We start from the raw sequence: 17,328 nt of genomic DNA on the forward strand, positions 1-17,328 counted from the left end.
CAAAAAAAGAGCAGCTGATCAGCTGCTCTTTCTTGCTTTGAAAAAGATCCGTTCTGATTCTGGTGCTGGGGCACCATTTGTGAAATCGGCCGTGATCGCTTCAACATAGAAGCCCGCTTCTTTAAGCCACTGTTCATATACTTTAGGCTCAAAAGTGCGTTGATAATGCAATTCATCAAATCGTTCATATTCGCCGTTCTCTGTTTGAACGAAGAACGTTAATTCATGTTCGACACTGTCCGGATGTTCTCCCGGAAATGCATTCCATATAAATGAAATATCTTCGGCGGCATCCGCAAACGTCTGCTCTACAAAAACATGATTCATTTTAAAGGAGGAATGGACATCGAATAGAAACAAACCGTCTTCTTTTAAGCAGCTGAACACCGATTGAAACGTTTGCTTCACATCTTCTTCTGACTGTAAATAGTTAAGCGAGTCGCAAAAAATAACAGCCGTGTCAAATTGACCAATCCCATCAAGCTCACGCATATCCTGCTGAAAAAGCGGGATGTTCATTCCATTTGCTTCCGCTTTTTCGCGGGCAATGGCAAGCATATCATCGGAAAGGTCAATCCCTGTTACTTGAAATCCGACTCGGGCAAAACGAACGGCCAGTTCTCCTGTCCCGCAGCCGATATCAAGCAGGGATCCCCCTTTTACTTCCCTTTGCAAATATGCTTCCCATTCATCGTACGGTGCATCCTGCATAAGCGCATCGTACACCGAAGCAAACCGGTTATAACTCATGACATCAGCACATCAACGTGCGGCGCGTCGCCCCATAGGCGTTCAAGGTTGTAGTAAACCCGCTCCTCACGATGAAAAACGTGAACGACTACATCGCCGATATCAATCAATACCCAGCGTGCTTCGTCAAACCCTTCCATCCGGCGAATATCAAAGCCAAGTTCTTCTGCTTTCTCTTTTACTTCACGGGCAATTGCCTGTACTTGTTTATCTGAATTCCCATGGCAGATCACGAAGTAATCAGCGACCGGTGAAATACCTTCCATATTAAGGGCTGTAATATTTTCTGCCCGCTTATCATCTGCTGCTTTTGTTACTGCTTGCAGTAATTGCTGTTGTTCTGTCAATTAAACATCGTCTCCATTCTGAATAAGATCATTATACGTATCCATCGTAACCGGGAAAACCGGCTGTTTTTTACTCATTAAAAAGAGAATTGAATTTTTTACAGCCGCTAAAACAGCCGCATTCAAATTCTGCTTTGCAATCGCCCGTACTTCCTCCACACCTGGAAATGCCCGGCCTGGCTCAATATAATCTGCCAGATAGATGATTTTTTCAAGCAAGGTCATGCCAGGCTTCCCGGTTGTATGCCAGCGGATAGCAGAGAGTATGTCTTCATCTTCAATTCCTGCTTCTCTGCGTACCAGCACAGCCCCCGCCGGCGCATGCCAAAGCTCGTGGTGAAACGCAAGAAGCCGCTCGTCTTCTCTCTCGTCTATTAAAATCTGCTTCATTTCTTCTTTCGGACGAAACTTTGCATAATCGTGGAAAATAGCGGCCAGTTCCGCTTTGTAGACATCTGCTCCATAGCGGCCTGCCAGCTCGACAGCTGCTTCTGATACCCCTAGAGTATGCGTGTACCGCTTTTCCGTTAATTGTTTTTCAACAATCTCCAGTGCTCTGCTACGCTCCATATAAGCCGTTCTCCTTTATATACCGAATGACCGTTTCCGGCATAAGATAATGAAGCGTTTTGTTTGACGCTGCTTTTTCCCGGAGAACCGTTGATGACAAATGAATTTCCGGCGTATCAATTAATAACACCGGGTAAGGCGTTTCTGTTGAATAGCCCGGCCGCTTGACTCCGACAAAGGTAACAAGCCGGCTTAATTCATCAATGTCACGCCATTTCGGTAAATATTCAATCATGTCCGCGCCAATTATAAAATAAAATGATGTTTCAGGTTCTCGCTTTATCAATTCCCGCATTGTATCAATCGTATACGATACCCCTGCACGCTGGATTTCAACCGTTTCAACCCGAAAGCAGTCATTTCCTTCAATGGCAAGCTCTGTCATACGGAGACGGTGTTCGTCCTCCACATGACCAGCAAGCTTTTTATGCGGCGGAAGTGAATTGGGCATAAAACGGACTTCATCTAGATCGAGCCCATGCAGGGCCTCATTGGCTGCAATTAAATGGCCAACATGCGGCGGGTTAAAAGTTCCGCCTAAAATACCCACTTTTTTCATCGCGGCAGAACAATTTTTTTGTTTTCTTTTGATTCTTTATATAATACCACTGTGTGGCCGATCAACTGAACAAGCTCTGCTTTTGCACCCTTGGCCAGTGCTTCTGCCACCTCATGTTTATCATCTTCATTGTTTTGTAAAATACTCACCTTGATTAATTCGCGCACTTCAAGTGCTTCGGCAATTTGCGTTGTCATGTTTTCATTAACGCCGCCTTTACCTACTTGAAAAATTGGGTCTAGGTGATGAGCCTCTGCTCGTAAAAATCGTTTTTGTTTTCCTGTCAGCATGATGTTCCTCCAAGTTTATTCTGTACTATTTTTTGCATACGTTCCGTGTCAGGCAGGACGCCTGTCCATTTTTCAAAAGCAAGCGCACCCTGATAAGCAAACATTTTCAAACCGTTTTGCACACGTGCGCCCTGCTTTTTAGCTTCTTTCATGATCATTGTTTCCGCTGGATTGTAAATGATATCCGATACAAACGCATCTGGACGGATATTCTTTACATGAATAGGTGTTTCACTTACTTTCGGCGACATGCCAATGGATGTTGTTTGAATGATAATATCATAATCACCGAGCTGCTCTTCCGCCTGCTCAAGAGATAAAAGAGCCGTTTTAACGGGATATGGACACCGGCTTTTCAGCTCTTCGGCTTTTGCCGGTGTTCGATTGGCAATGTCTACCCGTTCGGCTCCCTGCTGGCTAAGCGTATAGTAAATCGCTCTTGCTGCGCCGCCCGCTCCAATAATCATGATCTTTTTATCGAGCACGGAGCTTCCATATTCCTCATTCAGCCCGCGTACAAATCCTTCTCCATCTGTATTATACCCAATGAAGCGGTTCTCATCTCGCACAACTGTGTTTACTGCACCGATCGCTTCAGCAAGCGGATCTATTTCATCTAATAGCGGCATAATGGCTGTTTTATGAGGTACAGTGACGTTAAAGCCTGAAAGGCCAATGGCCTTCATTCCTGCGACCGCTGTTTTCAGCTCTTCACTTTTAATATGAAAAGGATGATAGTATGCTTCCATATGAAGCGCCCCAAACGCATCGTTATGCATATCAGGCGACATAGAATGGCCAATTGGATCGCCTATAACCCCGTATAGCTTTTTCACGCGACAACCCCCACTTTTTAAATTAACGACTTGCGCAGTGTTACAGCAGCCCCTTTTGGTACGTAAGCTGCTACTTTTGCACCTGGCTCGTTAACGGTAATCCAGCCGAGCCCTGAGAAAACAATATCTGTTTTCGCTTCTTTAATTGTCCATTCCTGACGAACAAGATCAAGCGGCGCTCCGCCATGCCCCGCTGGCTTCAGCAGCTCCCCGGCATGGTTTTCGTACAAAGCATCTGCTTTTTCAAGCTTCGTACGGTGAATGTCGATTTCATTAGAAAGATGGCATATAAAAGAGCGCCGGCCGCCTGAAAGATAGTCAAAGCGGGCTAATCCACCAAAGAATAGTGTTTGCTCTTCATTCAACTGAAAGGCTTTTGGTTTAATTTCTTTTTTTGGCAGTAAAAACTTTAAGTTTTCTTTATCAACAAAGTGCGCCATTTGATGACGATTGATAATTCCCGGCGTGTCTACAAGCGCATGACCGTCAGAAAGCGGAATTTCAATCATATCCAATGTCGTACCCGGGAAATGAGACGTCGTAATAATATCTCCTTCTCCTGTAATTTCCTGAATGATTCGGTTAATAAATGTAGACTTCCCGACATTTGTACAGCCGACTACGTATACATCTTTTCCGTTCCGATAATGCTCGATGGCATCCGCCGCATCGCGGATCGCTTTTCCTTCTGAAGCACTTGTTAAAAGCACATCAATCGGCTTTAACCCAAGCTGGCTTGCTTCGTGGCGCATCCAATGAATAACCCGTTCCTTTTTCACGGATTTCGGCAGCAAATCAGATTTATTCCCAATAAGCAGGACGGGGTTTTTACCGGCAAAGCGATGCAAGCCCGGAAGCCAGCTTCCATTAAAATCGAAGACATCCACGATTTTAACGATTAATGAATCTGTCTCACCGATTGTGTTTAAGATTTTTAAAAAGTCATCGTCGGTCAGTTCTACGTCCTGTACTTCATTATAATGCTTTAAGCGAAAGCACCGTTTGCAGACAACGGCTTCTTTCTCCAGTGCAGCAGCCGGTGCGTAACCAAGCGCAGCCGGGTCTCCTGTTTGAATGACGACCCCACAGCCATCACACGTAATTACTTCGTTCATTGATTTCGTTCCTCCCATTGAATCATTCCTTTACGCTGGAAAAAAGTCATGAGTCTTCTTTCTATTTTCCGATTAATGCGCGTCCAAAATCCATCAGTCGCTGCAATGGGAATGACCAAAATTGTATAAATCCCGCTTCGGTTCCCGCCAAATACATCTGTCAGCAGCTGGTCCCCGATTACGACGGTTTCTTCTTTTCGTACGCTTAAAAGCTTGATGGCTTTTCTGAAAGCACGCCCCATCGGCTTTCTCGCTTCAAAAATAAACGGCAGATCAAGCGGCGTTGAAAACGTGCTGACCCGCTTTTGGTTATTGTTTGATACAATCAGTACTTTAATGCCCGCTTCCCGCATTTTTTGAAACCAAGTTAAAAGCTCGGGTGTTGCATCTGGTCTGTCCCAGGCAACGAGTGTATTATCAAGATCGGTTATGATCGCTTTAATTCCTTTTTGTTTCAAGCGCTCTGGCTGGATTTCAAGCACACTTCTTACCTGCTCATTCGGCAAAAATAATTTCAGCACAATGTACACCTCTACTATTCGTTTGCTTCTCCTATCATAGCCGATTTTTCGATATGTGACAAAGTAATATTAAGAACAAAAACTTTTCGACATATTTCTCATTATCCTACTCTGTGGATAACCTTATTCACAAATTAACACAGCTGTTTCAAGGGTTTAATCTAGTTATTCTATTTGTTATCCTCACTTATCCACTGTATCCTGTGGAAAAAAGAACAATTGTTCTTAATGGTTTTTTTTGTTAAACTGAAAAAAATAATTAATCAATGACATTGGAGATGACAGACTATGCACTCATTATCCGATCACTTACTTCTTTCTTCTTATAAAAAAGCGACAAAACTAAAATTAAATGATGACTTTCTAGCTCTGATAGAAAAAGAAATGAAGCGGCGGGAAATCCAGTCGCAAAAAAGAGCCAAAAAGGAATAGCCGTCCCCCCCTCCGAATATGATGCCTATAAAGGAGGGATCATCATGATTGAACTAGCAGCCGCTCTCTCTTTTTTGTTGAAGGAAGCGGTTTTTTTCGTCTCTTATGTAAAGCATAATGCGTTTCCTCAGCCGCTGAGTGCGGAAGATGAACGAAAGTACCTGGCGCTTCATGAACAGGGAGACCGCAATGCCCGTGCCAAGCTGATCGAGCATAATCTCCGTTTAGTAGCCCATATTGTGAAAAAATTCGAGAAAACCCATCACGATACAGAAGACTTGATTTCTATCGGGACCATCGGCCTGATCAAAGGCATCGAAAGCTACTCCGGGAAAAAAGGAACTAAGCTTGCCACTTATGCGGCAAGATGTATAGAAAATGAGATTCTGATGCACTTCCGCTCCTTAAAGAAAACGAAGAAGGACGTATCACTTTATGATCCAGTCGGCCGCGACAAAGAAGGAAATGAAATCAGTCTTCTTGATTTACTTAAAACGGAAGACGAAGACGTCGCAGGCCGCCTCTCCCTTCAAATGGATATTGAACAAATGAAAAAGTGCCTCTCTGTTCTTGATGAACGAGAACTGTCCGTAATCGCTGCCCGCTATGGCTTAACGAATGATCAAGATAAAACGCAGCGTGAAATTGCGGCCAAAATGAACATTTCTAGAAGTTATGTTTCCCGAATTGAAAAAAGAGCCCTTGCTAAAATGATGCAGGAATTTAAGCGGCTTCAAGCAAAACAAAAAAGGGCTCCAAAAGATCTGGAGCACCCTTCAAATCATTTTTCCTCAATCGATTGAAACAGAGATCATAACACCTGTCACTGTAGCTAAAAGAAGCCCCATAATCATCATAATCATTTTGTGACATCTCTCCCTTTTCATCCGCCTTGTTTCTTACGAATACTTTATCATAAAAGATGCTTTTTGTATTGGATTATTTCTCCTCTTGAAGCTGCTCGACTATTTTCATCACAAGGTTAGCGGAGTGAAGCCCGGCTTTCGGCAAAAATTGTTCAAACGAAATATTCGATTCTTTTCCTGCAATATCAGAAAGTGCCCGGATGACTACAAACGGCACACTAAACTGGTGAGCTACCTGTGCAATGGCGGCCGCTTCCATTTCAACTGCCTGAAGGCCAGGGAAGATATCGGCAATCGCTTGTACACGTGCCGGATCATTCATAAACGAATCCCCTGTCGCAATCAGTCCTTTTACCGTTTTCAGCTCTGTATCCTCTTCGGATGCTTGAAACGCGATATCAACTAGTTTCTCATCAGCTGTAAAAGCGGCTGGAAGCTGCGGCACCTGTCCGTATTCATAGCCAAAAGCTGTTACGTCGACATCATGGTGGCGGACTTCAGTTGAAATGACTACATCTCCTACCTGCAGTTCGGGAGACAATCCGCCGGCAGAACCCGTATTAATTAACACATCCGGCTTGAATTCATGAATTAAAACAGCTGTTGTCATCGCCGCATTTACTTTACCGATCCCTGAGCGTAGCAAAACCGTTTCAACACCGCGCAGCTCGCCGATTGTAAACTCGCTGCCGCCAATGATTTTCACTTCCTTGTTTTTCATTTCACCACGTAAAATGGTTACTTCTTCTTCCATTGCACCAATAATCGCTGCTTTCATTTGCTGCACTCCTTTTTTAATTCCGCAAAAAAACCCGCCGGCAAAGCGGGTTTTTAGCGGCCTTTATCATTTTCTTCAAGCTTTTGTACTTTTGTCGGCGTCCATCCCTCGCCGTCTACCCATTCAATGTACACGCGGTATGCTTCATCCTGGTTTGACTTGGGAGAAACAGTTCCGATCGCTGCTTGAGGTCCATTTCCGCTAATATACCAAACGGTCATGTTTTCTTGTGGAATTCCTGTTGCATAAGATAAGGCTTGTTCCTTTTCCTGCCAGTCAGTTGAATCCGTTTCGAATGAAGAGGTATGTTCTCCTGATTGAGTCGTACCTATTCCTTCCCAGTTTGGATTGACGATATCTTGTTCCACATTCGGTTCTGTGCCTTCTGAAACCACTACTTCTTCTTTATCTTCTGTTTTGTCTTCAGTTTGCTCTTCCGTCTTTTCTACTGCTTTCTCTTCTTCAGTCTGCTCGTCTGTTTCAGCTGGTTCCTCTGTCGTTTCAGCAGCCTGTTCTTTTTCTGTTTCTTCATCAGATACGGCAGTGGTTTGTTCCTGCTTTGTTTCCTGCGCTTTTTCCGGCGCTGCTGTTTCTTCGTCATTTCCACCGGCAAAGATGGTAAATCCAACGATTACAATAAGCAGTACCACAACCGCAATGGCTGTATTTAAAATGCGGTTTGTTTTTCTCCGCTTCGTTTTGCGCTCAGCACGCGACGATTGTTCCATTTGCTTCTCCTCCTCATTCCGCTTTCATTTTAACATGTCTCGTTTAACGGATAAATGTTTTTACATAAAAAAGCGCAAAAGGCCTGCGCCTTTTGCGCTTTTTTATGTTAATCAATGGAAACGATTTTTACGTTCATTTCACCAGCCGGTGTTTGAACAATCACTTTGTCGCCCACGCGTTTGCCGATCATGCTTTTGGCAATAGGAGAGTCATTTGAAATTTTCCCTTCAAATGGATCCGCTTCCGCGCTTCCAACAATTGTATAGCTTTCTTCTTCGCCATCAGGAAGTTCAATGAATGTAACCGTTCTGCCAAGCGATACTTCGTCTGCATTCATTTCACTGTCTTCAATAATTTTTGCATTGCGGATCATCGTCTCAATTGTGCCGATCCGGCCTTCTACAAACGCCTGCTCTTCTTTTGCTGAGTCATACTCAGAGTTCTCTGACAGGTCGCCGAAGCTGCGGGCAATTTTAATGCGCTCCACTACTTCTTTACGCTTAACCGTTTTTAAATGTTCGAGCTCTTGTTCCAGTTTTTCTTTACCTTCCCGTGTCATCGGGTATACTTTTTCGTTCGACAACTTCTTCCACTCCTTTAATGTTCACCAAAAAAAGCACTTAAATATGAGCGCGCCCCTTCTGCTTTAGAGAAGGCGCGCGTTTTTCCCATTGTATGCCTGTTTTCTAAAAACATACTATAAAATGTCTTTTTGTTCAAGAATTGTTTGTATTTTTGCAATTAATAAATCAATGGCTACCTTGTTTTCTCCGCCGATTGGGATAATCACATCCGCATATCGCTTCGTTGGCTCGATAAACTGGTTGTGCATCGGCCGCACAACTTCTGTATACTGTTCGATCACGGAATCCAGCGAACGACCCCGCTCTTTTATATCGCGCGTCAGACGGCGGATAAACCGCAAATCCGCGTCCGTGTCTACAAACAGTTTTATGTCCATTAAATCACGCAGGCGCTCATCCTCAAGTACTAGAATGCCTTCTAAAATAATCACGTCATTCGGCTCGAGTGGAATTGTTTCTTCAGAGCGCGTGTGCTGTGCATAATCATAGACCGGCTTTTGAACAGGCCGGCCATTGATCAGCTCATTTACCTGTTCAATCAGCAGGTCATTATCAAATGCAAGCGGATGGTCGTAATTTGTTTGTAACCGCTCTTCAAACGTTAGATGTGATTGGTCTTTATAATAGTAATCCTGCTCGATCATCATAATCGAGCCATCTTTAAAATAATCATGTATCGCACGGGCAACGCTGGTTTTACCAGAGCCTGATCCGCCCGCGACGCCGATGACAATCGGCTTTTTACTCATCAATGTCACAGCCCTTTCCGCATCATATCATCTTTTGAAACAGGACGGTCTACTTTGAAACGGACAATTTGAAGCGGGTGGCGCGCTGCATCCAGTTCATTTCCGTCTTCGTCCACAACCGTGCCGATTACTTGCTGGAAGGTTTCCATCTTTGGCCCGAAAAACTCCACTGTATCGCCTGGACGGAAGAAATTACGCTGCTGCAGTGTAACGATTTGTGTTTCTTCATCGTAATCTACAACAAGACCTGTAAAATCGTGGGACGCTTTTTTGCCATGAACGCCGAAAAGCTGTTCGTCAGCTCCTGGTGTTCCTGCAAAGAATGCTGGTGCTGCCGGCCGGTTAGCACACTTCTCCAGTTCTTCAAGCCACTCATCTTTGATGGTGAAGTTTTCAGGGTCTGCACAGTATGCGTCAATTACTTTCCGATATACACCGACTACTGTTGCTACATAGTGAATCGATTTCATGCGGCCTTCAATTTTTAAGCTGTCAATGCCCAGTTCAATCAGTCCCGGAATAGACTGCAGCAGACGCAAATCTTTTGGACTCATCGCAAACGGTGAATCGCCTTCCTGCGTGATTGCTGTTTCAACACCGTCCTCCATCTCTACCAGGTTATAATCCCAGCGGCATGATTGACAGCAGCCGCCACGGTTGGAGTCACGCGCAGTCATATGGTTACTCAGTACGCAGCGGCCTGAATAAGCAATACACATCGCTCCGTGAATAAACGTTTCAATTTCAATATCGACTTTTTCTTTCATTAAGCGCATTTCTTCCCCAGTTGTTTCACGGGCAAGAACAACACGGTCAAGACCCTCATCTTTCCAGTATTTCACTGCACGCCAGTTTGAAAGAGACTGCTGTGTGCTCAAGTGAACTTCCACGTTCGGCGCTACACGGCGGCATGTTTCAATAATAAGCGGATCCGCTACGATAATACCCGTAACACCAGCTTCACCCACTCCACGCAAGTAGTCTTCCAGGCCGTCGATATTTTCATTATGTGCAAAAATGTTGGTCGTTACATACACTTTTGCTCCGTAGGCTTTAGCAAACTCAACGCCTTCTTTCATTTCTTCAAATGTAAAGTTGCCGGCATTTGAGCGGAGGCCATACTCCTGACCGCCAATATATACCGCATCCGCTCCGTAACGGACGGCGATTTTCAGCTTTTCAAGTGTTCCGGCCGGCGCCAAAAGCTCCGGCTTTTTCACAATGACCCGTTTGCCGTCAACGATCTCGGAGATCGCATCGTTTATCAATCCGTTCATTTCCGTTTCCTCCTTTATTAATAAACCGTTTCTTTAAAGAAAAAGCCTGAATCAAGCGGACGGTGCTCGGGCTGAAGTGCTTCCGCAGCTTCAAGCAAGTCCTCTTTTTCATCTTCATATTGATCCGGCTGATCTACGCAAAGGTCAATCGCTTTCCGATACAATTTCGTTGTTTCAAGACGATATTCTTCTGTTTGCAGCACACCGTCAATTTTAAATGAATCGATACCTGCTTCCACAAGTTCCTGCAGTTCATCAATAATGCACATATCATTCGGGCTCATAATATGAGTGCCATTTGCATCTTCATAAACAGGGTATTTGTTGCTGCGTTCTGGATCGTGAAGCAGCATGTTTTTCGCACCCTGCCGCTTTTCGATTTCCATATTTTTGCCCATGTATTCAAAGTAATGACCTAGAAGAGGACGCTTTGACTGGAACATGCATGTCATCCCATGAACCTGCACTTCAATTTGAACATTCGCCTGTTCTTTCGTTTCAATAACCGCATCCATGCTGAGTTCCCGGGCAAGTACGGCACGAACAGCTCCGCGTTTGCCCCAGTAGTTCGCTGTGTAGTAATTGGTCGCCGTTGTTTCCGGATTCCAATGCAGCGGAATGGCCGTGCCTGTTTCCCGAACGGCCATAATAACAGCCGGATCACCGAATACGATAGCATCAGCACCTGCTTGTTCAACAAACGTTACATATTCATCAAGTTCGTTCGCGATATTGTTATGAAAAAGGGCATTAACTGCCACATATACTTTTTTGCCATGCTCATGCGCAATGCGAATGGCTTCCTTCACCTCTTCACGGGTAAACTCACCCGCAAGGCGCAGGCCATACCGCTGCTCTCCAATAAGAAAAGCGTCAGCACCTGCTTTTATTTGTTTGATCAGTTCATCAACACTGCCCGGTGTCACAAGCAATTCTGGTTTTTTCATTTTTCTTCACTCCGTTTTGTGCTGATGGCAATGCCATCACCGGCTGGGATAATAGATGTATCATAGCCGGGATGCGTCATCAGCCATTGATTGTAATCCATAATTTTTTGTGCCATTTTCTCAAGACGTTTCGACGGTGCATCTGTTCCAGCAGCGTACCCTTTAAACAACACATTGTCTGAATAAATAACGCCGCCCGGCTTTAACATCGGTTCGTATAATTCAAAAAAGCGGCGATATTGTCCTTTTGCCGCATCAATAAAGATGGCGTCAAACGGTCCGTCTTCCGCTGCCTGTTCCGCTAGTTCAAGCGCATCGCCTAACAGGATTCGGATCCGGTTTTGCTCGCCTGACTGGCTGATGTATTGAGTAGCTTTGTTAAATCGTTCCTCGTCACGCTCAAGCGTTGTAATGTGCAGCCCCGGAACCGCTTCTGCCATCCGAAGAGCCGAATACCCGATCGCCGTGCCAATCTCAAGCAGACGCTCAGGCTTTTGAAGCTTCATGACAGCCAGCAGTGTGTCCATGCCGACCGGTTCCATAATCGGAACGCGGTGCTCAGCCGCATATTGCTCCATTTCTGCGAGCAAACCCGTCCGCGGCTGAAGCAATGACTCAATGTAGCCATGTATATTGTCGTTCATGGTAATAATACCCTCTTTTCTAAGAAAAAGAGAAAGCTATGAAAGCTTTCCCGTGTCTTTTTGCGCCCGAACTATTTTATCATAGAAAGCGCGGAAAATCTATGTGCGCTTTTTCACTCGGCGTTTGTGATATATTTTGCTTTTAATTTATTGTGTTCATCGAGTGTTTTTGAGTAGTAAACATCTCCTGCCGGTGAAGCAAGGAAGTAAAGGAAATCTGTTTGCTCAGGTGACAGCACAGCTTCCATCGAATCAATGCCGCTGTTGCCGATCGGTCCTGGCGTTAAGCCTTTGACTTTGTACGTATTATATGGAGAATCCACCTCGAGGTCTTCGTATAGAACTCGATCTTTATGCTCTCCTTTCGCGTACAGCACTGTCGGATCTGTTTGCAGCGGCATGTTTGCTTTCATTCGATTATAAAAGACGCTGGCAATTTTCCTGCGGTCCGTTTTACCGGTTGCTTCCTCCTCGACGAGTGAAGCAAATGTTAAAAATTCGTGAACGGTCATGCCGGATGCTTTAATTTGAGCGGAATAGCCTTGTACGACTTCATCCATTTTGGCAATCATTTCTTCTGCGATCTCTTCAACCGGCTTTTCCGGATTTTCTATATCATAAGTCGCCGGATACAAATAGCCTTCGAGCGGATAGCGAATATTTTCATTCATCACTGCGTTTGTGACAAGCGCAGGGTGGTTTGTCATCATTTTTTGAATAAATGCTTCGCTGTTCAGCACAGCCAGCACGTCTTCTGCTTCCCGGTTCGTTTGAGCAGCGATCAGTTCCGCAATCTGAGCCAGCTGATAGCCTTCCGGAATGGCTAAGCTGCCGTCTCCCAGTACTTTCCCTTCTTTTAAGGAAGCCATAATGGCATCAGGGGTCATGGAAGGAGACAACACATATTCTCCCGCCTGAAAATCACCTTCGCCTTTATACTTTACGTAATATTTAAACAGCATTGCATTTTTTACAATGCCTTTGTCTTCAAGCGTTTGTGAAATGGAAGACAGACTTGAACCAAGCGGAATGGAAACATTCACTTGTTTATCATTTCCTGCATCCGCAGGGGCTGATGCGCTTTTCCAGACGTAATAAGCTCCCGCCGCAAGCGCTGCTGCCAGCAGAAGTAGTAAAAAAAACACGATTAAAACTGCTCTTTTCAACCGCCTTTTACGCCCTGAAGGCGGCAGAAAAATATCATTCGACATAAAAATCTCCTTTCGACACCATTTTCTTTTTATAGTATACAAGAATGATGCCCAAAAGAAAAAGAACAGGCGCTTATTTTAGCGCCTGTTCCTGCTGATTATTCTTGTTCTTCATCATCAAGAAATGTGTTAAGCATTTCTTCGATCATGTTCCACTCTTCATCCGACTCGATCGGCTGAAGCTCTCCGTCTTCTCCTTCGTCACCCGGCGTAAAAGAAGAAGCATGAATTTCAATTTCCTCGTTATCATCTTCTTCTGCGCCTACTGGGAAGTAAAGCACGTAGGACTTGTCAAATTCATCGTTGTGGAAAGTAAATAAAACTTCACAAAGCTGTTCATTACCGTTTTCGTCAATTACTGTGATTTGCTTTTCACCATGTTCCATCAATGGTCACCTCATCATTTTTGGCTGTCGAGATATCCTTGCAGAATCATCACCGCAGCCATTTTATCAATTACTTTTTTTCGTTTTTTCCGGCTTACATCTGCGTCAATAAGCATTCGTTCTGCTGCCATTGTTGTCAGCCGCTCATCCCACAGTACAGCCGGAAGGTTAAAGGATTCCTCAAGAAGACCTGCAAACATCTTTGCAGCTTCTCCTCTCGGCCCTACTGTATTATTCATGTTTTTCGGAAAGCCGACAACAAATTTGCTCACTTCGTGCTCCCGCACAAGCTCGCCGATCCGATCAAGACCAAATTCGCCTGCCGCCTCATCGATCTTTATCGTTTCAATGCCTTGTGCTGTCCAGCCAAGTGCGTCGCTGACGGCAATGCCGATTGTTTTTGTGCCGGCGTCAAGGCCCATAGTTCTCATGATGTAGGTTCCTCCTGCCGTTCTATCAGGTACGTTTTGACAAGCTCCTCAATAATTTCATCCCGCTCAAGCCGGCGGATTAAATTCCGGGCGTCATTGTGACGCGGAATGTAAGCCGGATCTCCGGAAAGCAAATAGCCGACAATTTGATTGATCGGATTGTACCCTTTTTCCTCCAGTGCGCCATGAACCTTTAGCAGCACTTCTTTTACATTTTCTTCATACGGCTCTTCTGGAAAGTTAAACCGCATCGTCTTGTCAAAAGAACTCACTGTCAGCACCTCACTTCAGGCGGATTTTACATGCCCGCTTCTGTACGATATGTTTCATTGTACAACAAATGACAACATATTCAAATGGATTTCACCCATTCAATGGCAATTTGCAGTGCTTCGTCAATTTTCGATGGGTCTTTTCCACCTGCCTGTGCCATATCTGGACGGCCTCCACCGCCTCCGCCAAGGCATCCAGCCACTTCCTTCACTAGTTTTCCAGCATGGAAGCCTTTTTCGGTTAAATCGCCTGTCACCGCTGTGACGACGTTTACTTTTCCATCTGCTTCAGCAACCAGCACAATGACACCTGGTGTGACTTTTTGCTTTAACTCATCCGCCATTGTCCGAAGAGCATTCATATCAGCCGCCTGCACTTTTGCCGCGAGAAGCTGTACGCCATTCACTGTTTCGATGTTATCGGTGAGGCTGCCTGCTTCTATGTTTGACAATTTCTTTGAAAGTGATTCATTTTCACGCTGCAGTTCACGCATTTCTGTCTGCAGGCTGTCCACTTTCGTTAAAATATCTTTCGGATTGGATTTTAGTTTTGACGCTGCTTCTTTTAATACAGCTGCCTGCTCATTCAAATAGCGGAATGCGCCTTCGCCTGTTACCGCTTCGATCCGGCGTGTCCCTGCACCAATGCCACTTTCAGACAAAACCTTAAACAAGCCGATTTCCGCTGTATTCACTACGTGGCAGCCACCGCAAAGCTCAAGGCTGTAATCGCCAACTGAAACGACCCGGACAATATCGCCGTATTTCTCGCCGAACAGGGCCATCGCTCCCATCGCTTTTGCTTCTGCGATTGGCTTAAACGCTGTTTCCACCGCGATCCCTTGCCAGATCTTTTCGTTGACAATCGCTTCTACCTGGGCAACCTCATCTGCTGTTACTTGGCCGAAATGCGAAAAGTCAAAACGAAGGCGGTCTGGTTCAACGAGAGATCCCGCTTGGTTTACGTGCGTGCCAAGTACATCTTTTAATGCTTGGTGCATTAAGTGTGTAGCTGTGTGGTTTTTAATAATTTTGCCGCGCGACAGTACATCCACTTTTGCTGTAACCGCACTTCCCGCTGACAATGTTCCGCTTTCCACGACCGCACTGTGAACGTTTTGGCCGTTCGGTGCTTTTTGCACATCTTTTACCACAACACGGGCTGTTTCCGATTCTACAGTTCCTTTATCGGCAATTTGACCGCCGCTTTCTGCGTAAAATGGCGTTTCTTTTAGAATAAATTGAATTTCTTCTCCTTCGTGCGCTTCCTCAACAAGAACACCGTCTTTGATTAAAACCGCTACAGTTGTATCGACGGTCAATCGGTCATACGTAAAGGTGCTTTCTTCTTTCACAGAGGACAGCACACCGCCCTGCACCTGCATGGACTCGGTATCCTGACGAGCGGCACGTGCACGCTCACGCTGCTGCTGCATCTCACGCTCAAAACCGGCTTGGTCCGCTTTCATGCCTTCTTCTTCCGCATATTCTTCCGTCAATTCAACCGGGAAGCCATACGTATCGTATAAACGGAAAACATCCGCGCCTTCAATGGTATTCGAACCGGCCGCTTTCGCTTTTTCGATGACAGCTGAAAGAATGGCAAGCCCTTCGTTAAGCGTTTCATGGAAACGTTCTTCTTCATTTTTGATGACTTTTTGAATGAACGCCGATTTTTCTGATACTTCCGGATAATAATCATTCATCACTTCACCGACAACCGGTACCAGTTCATACATAAATGGACGGTTAATGCCAATTTGCTTTGCATAACGTACAGCACGGCGAAGAAGACGGCGAAGCACGTAGCCGCGGCCTTCGTTTGATGGCAGCGCGCCATCGCCAATCGCAAATGCAACCGTACGGATATGGTCGGCAATCACTTTAAATGCTGTGTCTTTCTCCGGATCCACCCCGTATTGTTCACCCGAAACCCGCTCTGTTTCACGAATAATTGGCATAAAAAGATCGGTATCGAAGTTGGTCGGCACATTTTGCACAACAGAAGCCATGCGCTCAAGACCCATACCTGTATCAATATTTTTCTTTGGAAGCGGTGTGTAAGTACCGTCTGGATTATGGTTAAATTCAGAGAATACAAGATTCCATACTTCTAAATAACGTTCATTTTCGCCGCCGGGATATAACTCGGGATCGTTTTCGTCGTCTCCATATTCGGCGCCGCGGTCATAAAAGATTTCCGTGTTCGGACCGGATGGGCCTTCACCAATATCCCAGAAGTTTCCTTCTAAACGGATAATCCGTTCGTCCGGCACACCCACTTCGTTTTTCCAAATAAGATACGCTTCTTCATCTTCTGGATGAATCGTAACAGACAGTTTCTCCGGATCAAAACCGATCCATTTTTCGTCTGTTAAAAACTCCCATGCCCAGTGAATCGCTTCCGTTTTAAAATATTCACCGATCGAAAAGTTGCCAAGCATCTCAAAAAATGTATGATGACGCGCCGTTTTACCGACATTTTCAATATCATTCGTCCGGATCGACTTTTGCGCATTTGTGATACGCGGATTGTCCGGGATAATACGCCCATCAAAATATTTTTTTAGTGTTGCCACACCGCTGTTAATCCAGAGCAGACTTGGATCGTCAATCGGCACAAGCGGCGCGCTCGGTTCAACACGGTGTCCTTTTTCCTGGAAAAAGTCTAGATAAAGGCGGCGGATCTCCGCACCTGTTAATGTTTTCATGATCAAAATCCTCCTTATCGTATGTACACAACCGAAAAAAGACAACAAAAAAAGCCCCATCCCCCAACAGGGACGAAGCTTGTTCGCGGTACCACCCTGATTGCCAATTCCTTCACTGGAATTCGCCTCTCAAATGCCTTAACGCGGCAGACGGCAGTGTTTGCTGCACTCAGGACCCAGCTTTCCATCATTCTTCATCCGAAATATTTCTCAGCCATGAATATTTCTCTCTTTGAATGGGCTATGATGTACTCCTGTCCTTCTTCGATTTGTCACAATTCATATACCCGAATTATAAAAAGGAATGGGACGTTTGTCAATGA

22 protein-coding genes and 1 other annotated feature are annotated in these 17,328 nt (G+C 45.1%); of the genes, 2 read left to right on the plus strand and 20 right to left on the minus strand.

What is annotated here, in order from left to right; genetic code table 11:
* Positions 1-18 precede the first annotated feature (18 nt).
* Genes RG959_RS02330 through RG959_RS02365 form a run of 8 tightly spaced genes read right to left on the minus strand, consistent with a single transcriptional unit; the run spans position 19 to position 4,988 of the window.
* Positions 19-750 carry a class I SAM-dependent DNA methyltransferase gene (locus tag RG959_RS02330; RefSeq protein ID WP_342795787.1) on the minus strand — a complete coding sequence of 244 codons (732 nt, stop codon included), beginning with the start codon at positions 748-750 and terminating at the stop codon, positions 19-21.
* Positions 747-1,097 carry a ribosome silencing factor gene (rsfS, locus tag RG959_RS02335; RefSeq protein WP_242233397.1) on the minus strand — a complete coding sequence of 117 codons (351 nt, stop codon included), beginning with the start codon at positions 1,095-1,097 and terminating at the stop codon, positions 747-749. Before rsfS ends, RG959_RS02330 begins: the two co-directional genes overlap by 4 nt.
* A complete protein-coding gene (gene yqeK / locus RG959_RS02340) occupies positions 1,098-1,667 on the minus strand; it encodes a bis(5'-nucleosyl)-tetraphosphatase (symmetrical) YqeK (RefSeq protein WP_342795788.1) in 570 nt (189 codons plus the stop codon).
* The gene (locus RG959_RS02345) at positions 1,657-2,226 is read right to left on the minus strand and encodes a nicotinate-nucleotide adenylyltransferase (protein ID WP_342795789.1); all 570 of its coding nucleotides are present in this window, start codon (positions 2,224-2,226) and stop codon (positions 1,657-1,659) included. The genes yqeK and RG959_RS02345 overlap by 11 nt, the downstream gene beginning before the upstream one ends.
* The gene (yhbY, locus tag RG959_RS02350) at positions 2,223-2,516 is read right to left on the minus strand and encodes a ribosome assembly RNA-binding protein YhbY (protein ID WP_242233394.1); all 294 of its coding nucleotides are present in this window, start codon (positions 2,514-2,516) and stop codon (positions 2,223-2,225) included. Before yhbY ends, RG959_RS02345 begins: the two co-directional genes overlap by 4 nt.
* Positions 2,510-3,352: a shikimate dehydrogenase gene (gene aroE, locus RG959_RS02355; RefSeq protein ID WP_342795790.1), complete on the minus strand. Its 843-nt coding sequence runs from the start codon at positions 3,350-3,352 to the stop codon at positions 2,510-2,512. Before aroE ends, yhbY begins: the two co-directional genes overlap by 7 nt.
* 17 nt (positions 3,353-3,369) lie before the next feature.
* Positions 3,370-4,467: a ribosome biogenesis GTPase YqeH gene (gene yqeH / locus RG959_RS02360; protein ID WP_342795791.1), complete on the minus strand. Its 1,098-nt coding sequence runs from the start codon at positions 4,465-4,467 to the stop codon at positions 3,370-3,372.
* Positions 4,464-4,988 carry a YqeG family HAD IIIA-type phosphatase gene (locus RG959_RS02365; protein ID WP_315695011.1) on the minus strand — a complete coding sequence of 175 codons (525 nt, stop codon included), beginning with the start codon at positions 4,986-4,988 and terminating at the stop codon, positions 4,464-4,466. Before RG959_RS02365 ends, yqeH begins: the two co-directional genes overlap by 4 nt.
* Before the next feature lie 288 nt (positions 4,989-5,276).
* Between RG959_RS02365 and sda the strand changes: the two genes are divergently transcribed.
* A complete protein-coding gene (gene sda, locus RG959_RS02370; RefSeq protein WP_342795792.1) occupies positions 5,277-5,420 on the plus strand; it encodes a sporulation histidine kinase inhibitor Sda in 144 nt (47 codons plus the stop codon).
* Positions 5,421-5,464: 44 nt separating this feature from the next.
* Positions 5,465-6,223: an RNA polymerase sporulation sigma factor SigK gene (gene sigK, locus RG959_RS02375; protein ID WP_309089758.1), complete on the plus strand. Its 759-nt coding sequence runs from the start codon at positions 5,465-5,467 to the stop codon at positions 6,221-6,223.
* A 136-nt stretch (positions 6,224-6,359) separates the two neighbouring features.
* On the opposite strand, the gene mtnN is transcribed toward sigK, so the two are convergent.
* From mtnN to alaS, 12 genes are all read right to left on the minus strand, one after another.
* Positions 6,360-7,064 (minus strand): 5'-methylthioadenosine/S-adenosylhomocysteine nucleosidase, encoded by a 705-nt coding sequence (gene mtnN, locus RG959_RS02380; protein WP_309089756.1) that lies wholly within the window; start codon positions 7,062-7,064, stop codon positions 6,360-6,362.
* A gap of 53 nt (positions 7,065-7,117) precedes the next feature.
* Entirely contained in the window at positions 7,118-7,792 is a 675-nt protein-coding gene (locus RG959_RS02385; RefSeq protein WP_342795793.1) for a YrrS family protein, read from the minus strand.
* 107 nt (positions 7,793-7,899) lie between these two features.
* Positions 7,900-8,376 (minus strand): transcription elongation factor GreA, encoded by a 477-nt coding sequence (gene greA, locus RG959_RS02390; protein WP_342795794.1) that lies wholly within the window; start codon positions 8,374-8,376, stop codon positions 7,900-7,902.
* A gap of 114 nt (positions 8,377-8,490) precedes the next feature.
* Positions 8,491-9,126 (minus strand): uridine kinase, encoded by a 636-nt coding sequence (udk, locus tag RG959_RS02395; protein WP_342795795.1) that lies wholly within the window; start codon positions 9,124-9,126, stop codon positions 8,491-8,493.
* A gap of 5 nt (positions 9,127-9,131) precedes the next feature.
* The gene (locus RG959_RS02400) at positions 9,132-10,403 is read right to left on the minus strand and encodes a peptidase U32 family protein (protein WP_242233384.1); all 1,272 of its coding nucleotides are present in this window, start codon (positions 10,401-10,403) and stop codon (positions 9,132-9,134) included.
* A 17-nt stretch (positions 10,404-10,420) separates the two neighbouring features.
* Positions 10,421-11,350 carry a peptidase U32 family protein gene (locus RG959_RS02405; protein ID WP_342795796.1) on the minus strand — a complete coding sequence of 310 codons (930 nt, stop codon included), beginning with the start codon at positions 11,348-11,350 and terminating at the stop codon, positions 10,421-10,423.
* Positions 11,347-11,994 carry an O-methyltransferase gene (locus RG959_RS02410; RefSeq protein ID WP_342795797.1) on the minus strand — a complete coding sequence of 216 codons (648 nt, stop codon included), beginning with the start codon at positions 11,992-11,994 and terminating at the stop codon, positions 11,347-11,349. Before RG959_RS02410 ends, RG959_RS02405 begins: the two co-directional genes overlap by 4 nt.
* Positions 11,995-12,107: 113 nt before the next feature.
* Positions 12,108-13,205 carry an endolytic transglycosylase MltG gene (gene mltG, locus RG959_RS02415; RefSeq protein ID WP_342795798.1) on the minus strand — a complete coding sequence of 366 codons (1,098 nt, stop codon included), beginning with the start codon at positions 13,203-13,205 and terminating at the stop codon, positions 12,108-12,110.
* A gap of 98 nt (positions 13,206-13,303) precedes the next feature.
* Positions 13,304-13,591, minus strand: a complete 288-nt coding sequence (locus tag RG959_RS02420; RefSeq protein ID WP_242233380.1) for a DUF1292 domain-containing protein — start codon at positions 13,589-13,591, stop codon at positions 13,304-13,306.
* A gap of 14 nt (positions 13,592-13,605) precedes the next feature.
* Positions 13,606-14,022 (minus strand): Holliday junction resolvase RuvX, encoded by a 417-nt coding sequence (gene ruvX, locus RG959_RS02425; protein WP_251271100.1) that lies wholly within the window; start codon positions 14,020-14,022, stop codon positions 13,606-13,608.
* Positions 14,019-14,294: an IreB family regulatory phosphoprotein gene (locus RG959_RS02430; RefSeq protein ID WP_342795799.1), complete on the minus strand. Its 276-nt coding sequence runs from the start codon at positions 14,292-14,294 to the stop codon at positions 14,019-14,021. The genes ruvX and RG959_RS02430 overlap by 4 nt, the downstream gene beginning before the upstream one ends.
* Positions 14,295-14,374: 80 nt before the next feature.
* Positions 14,375-17,005: an alanine--tRNA ligase gene (gene alaS, locus RG959_RS02435; protein ID WP_342795800.1), complete on the minus strand. Its 2,631-nt coding sequence runs from the start codon at positions 17,003-17,005 to the stop codon at positions 14,375-14,377.
* A gap of 65 nt (positions 17,006-17,070) precedes the next feature.
* Positions 17,071-17,279: a binding site (T-box leader), on the minus strand.
* Positions 17,280-17,328 lie beyond the last annotated feature (49 nt).

The sequence above is a fragment of the Domibacillus sp. 8LH genome (assembly GCF_038806185.1).
Classification (GTDB): domain Bacteria; phylum Bacillota; class Bacilli; order Bacillales; family Domibacillaceae; genus Domibacillus; species Domibacillus indicus_A.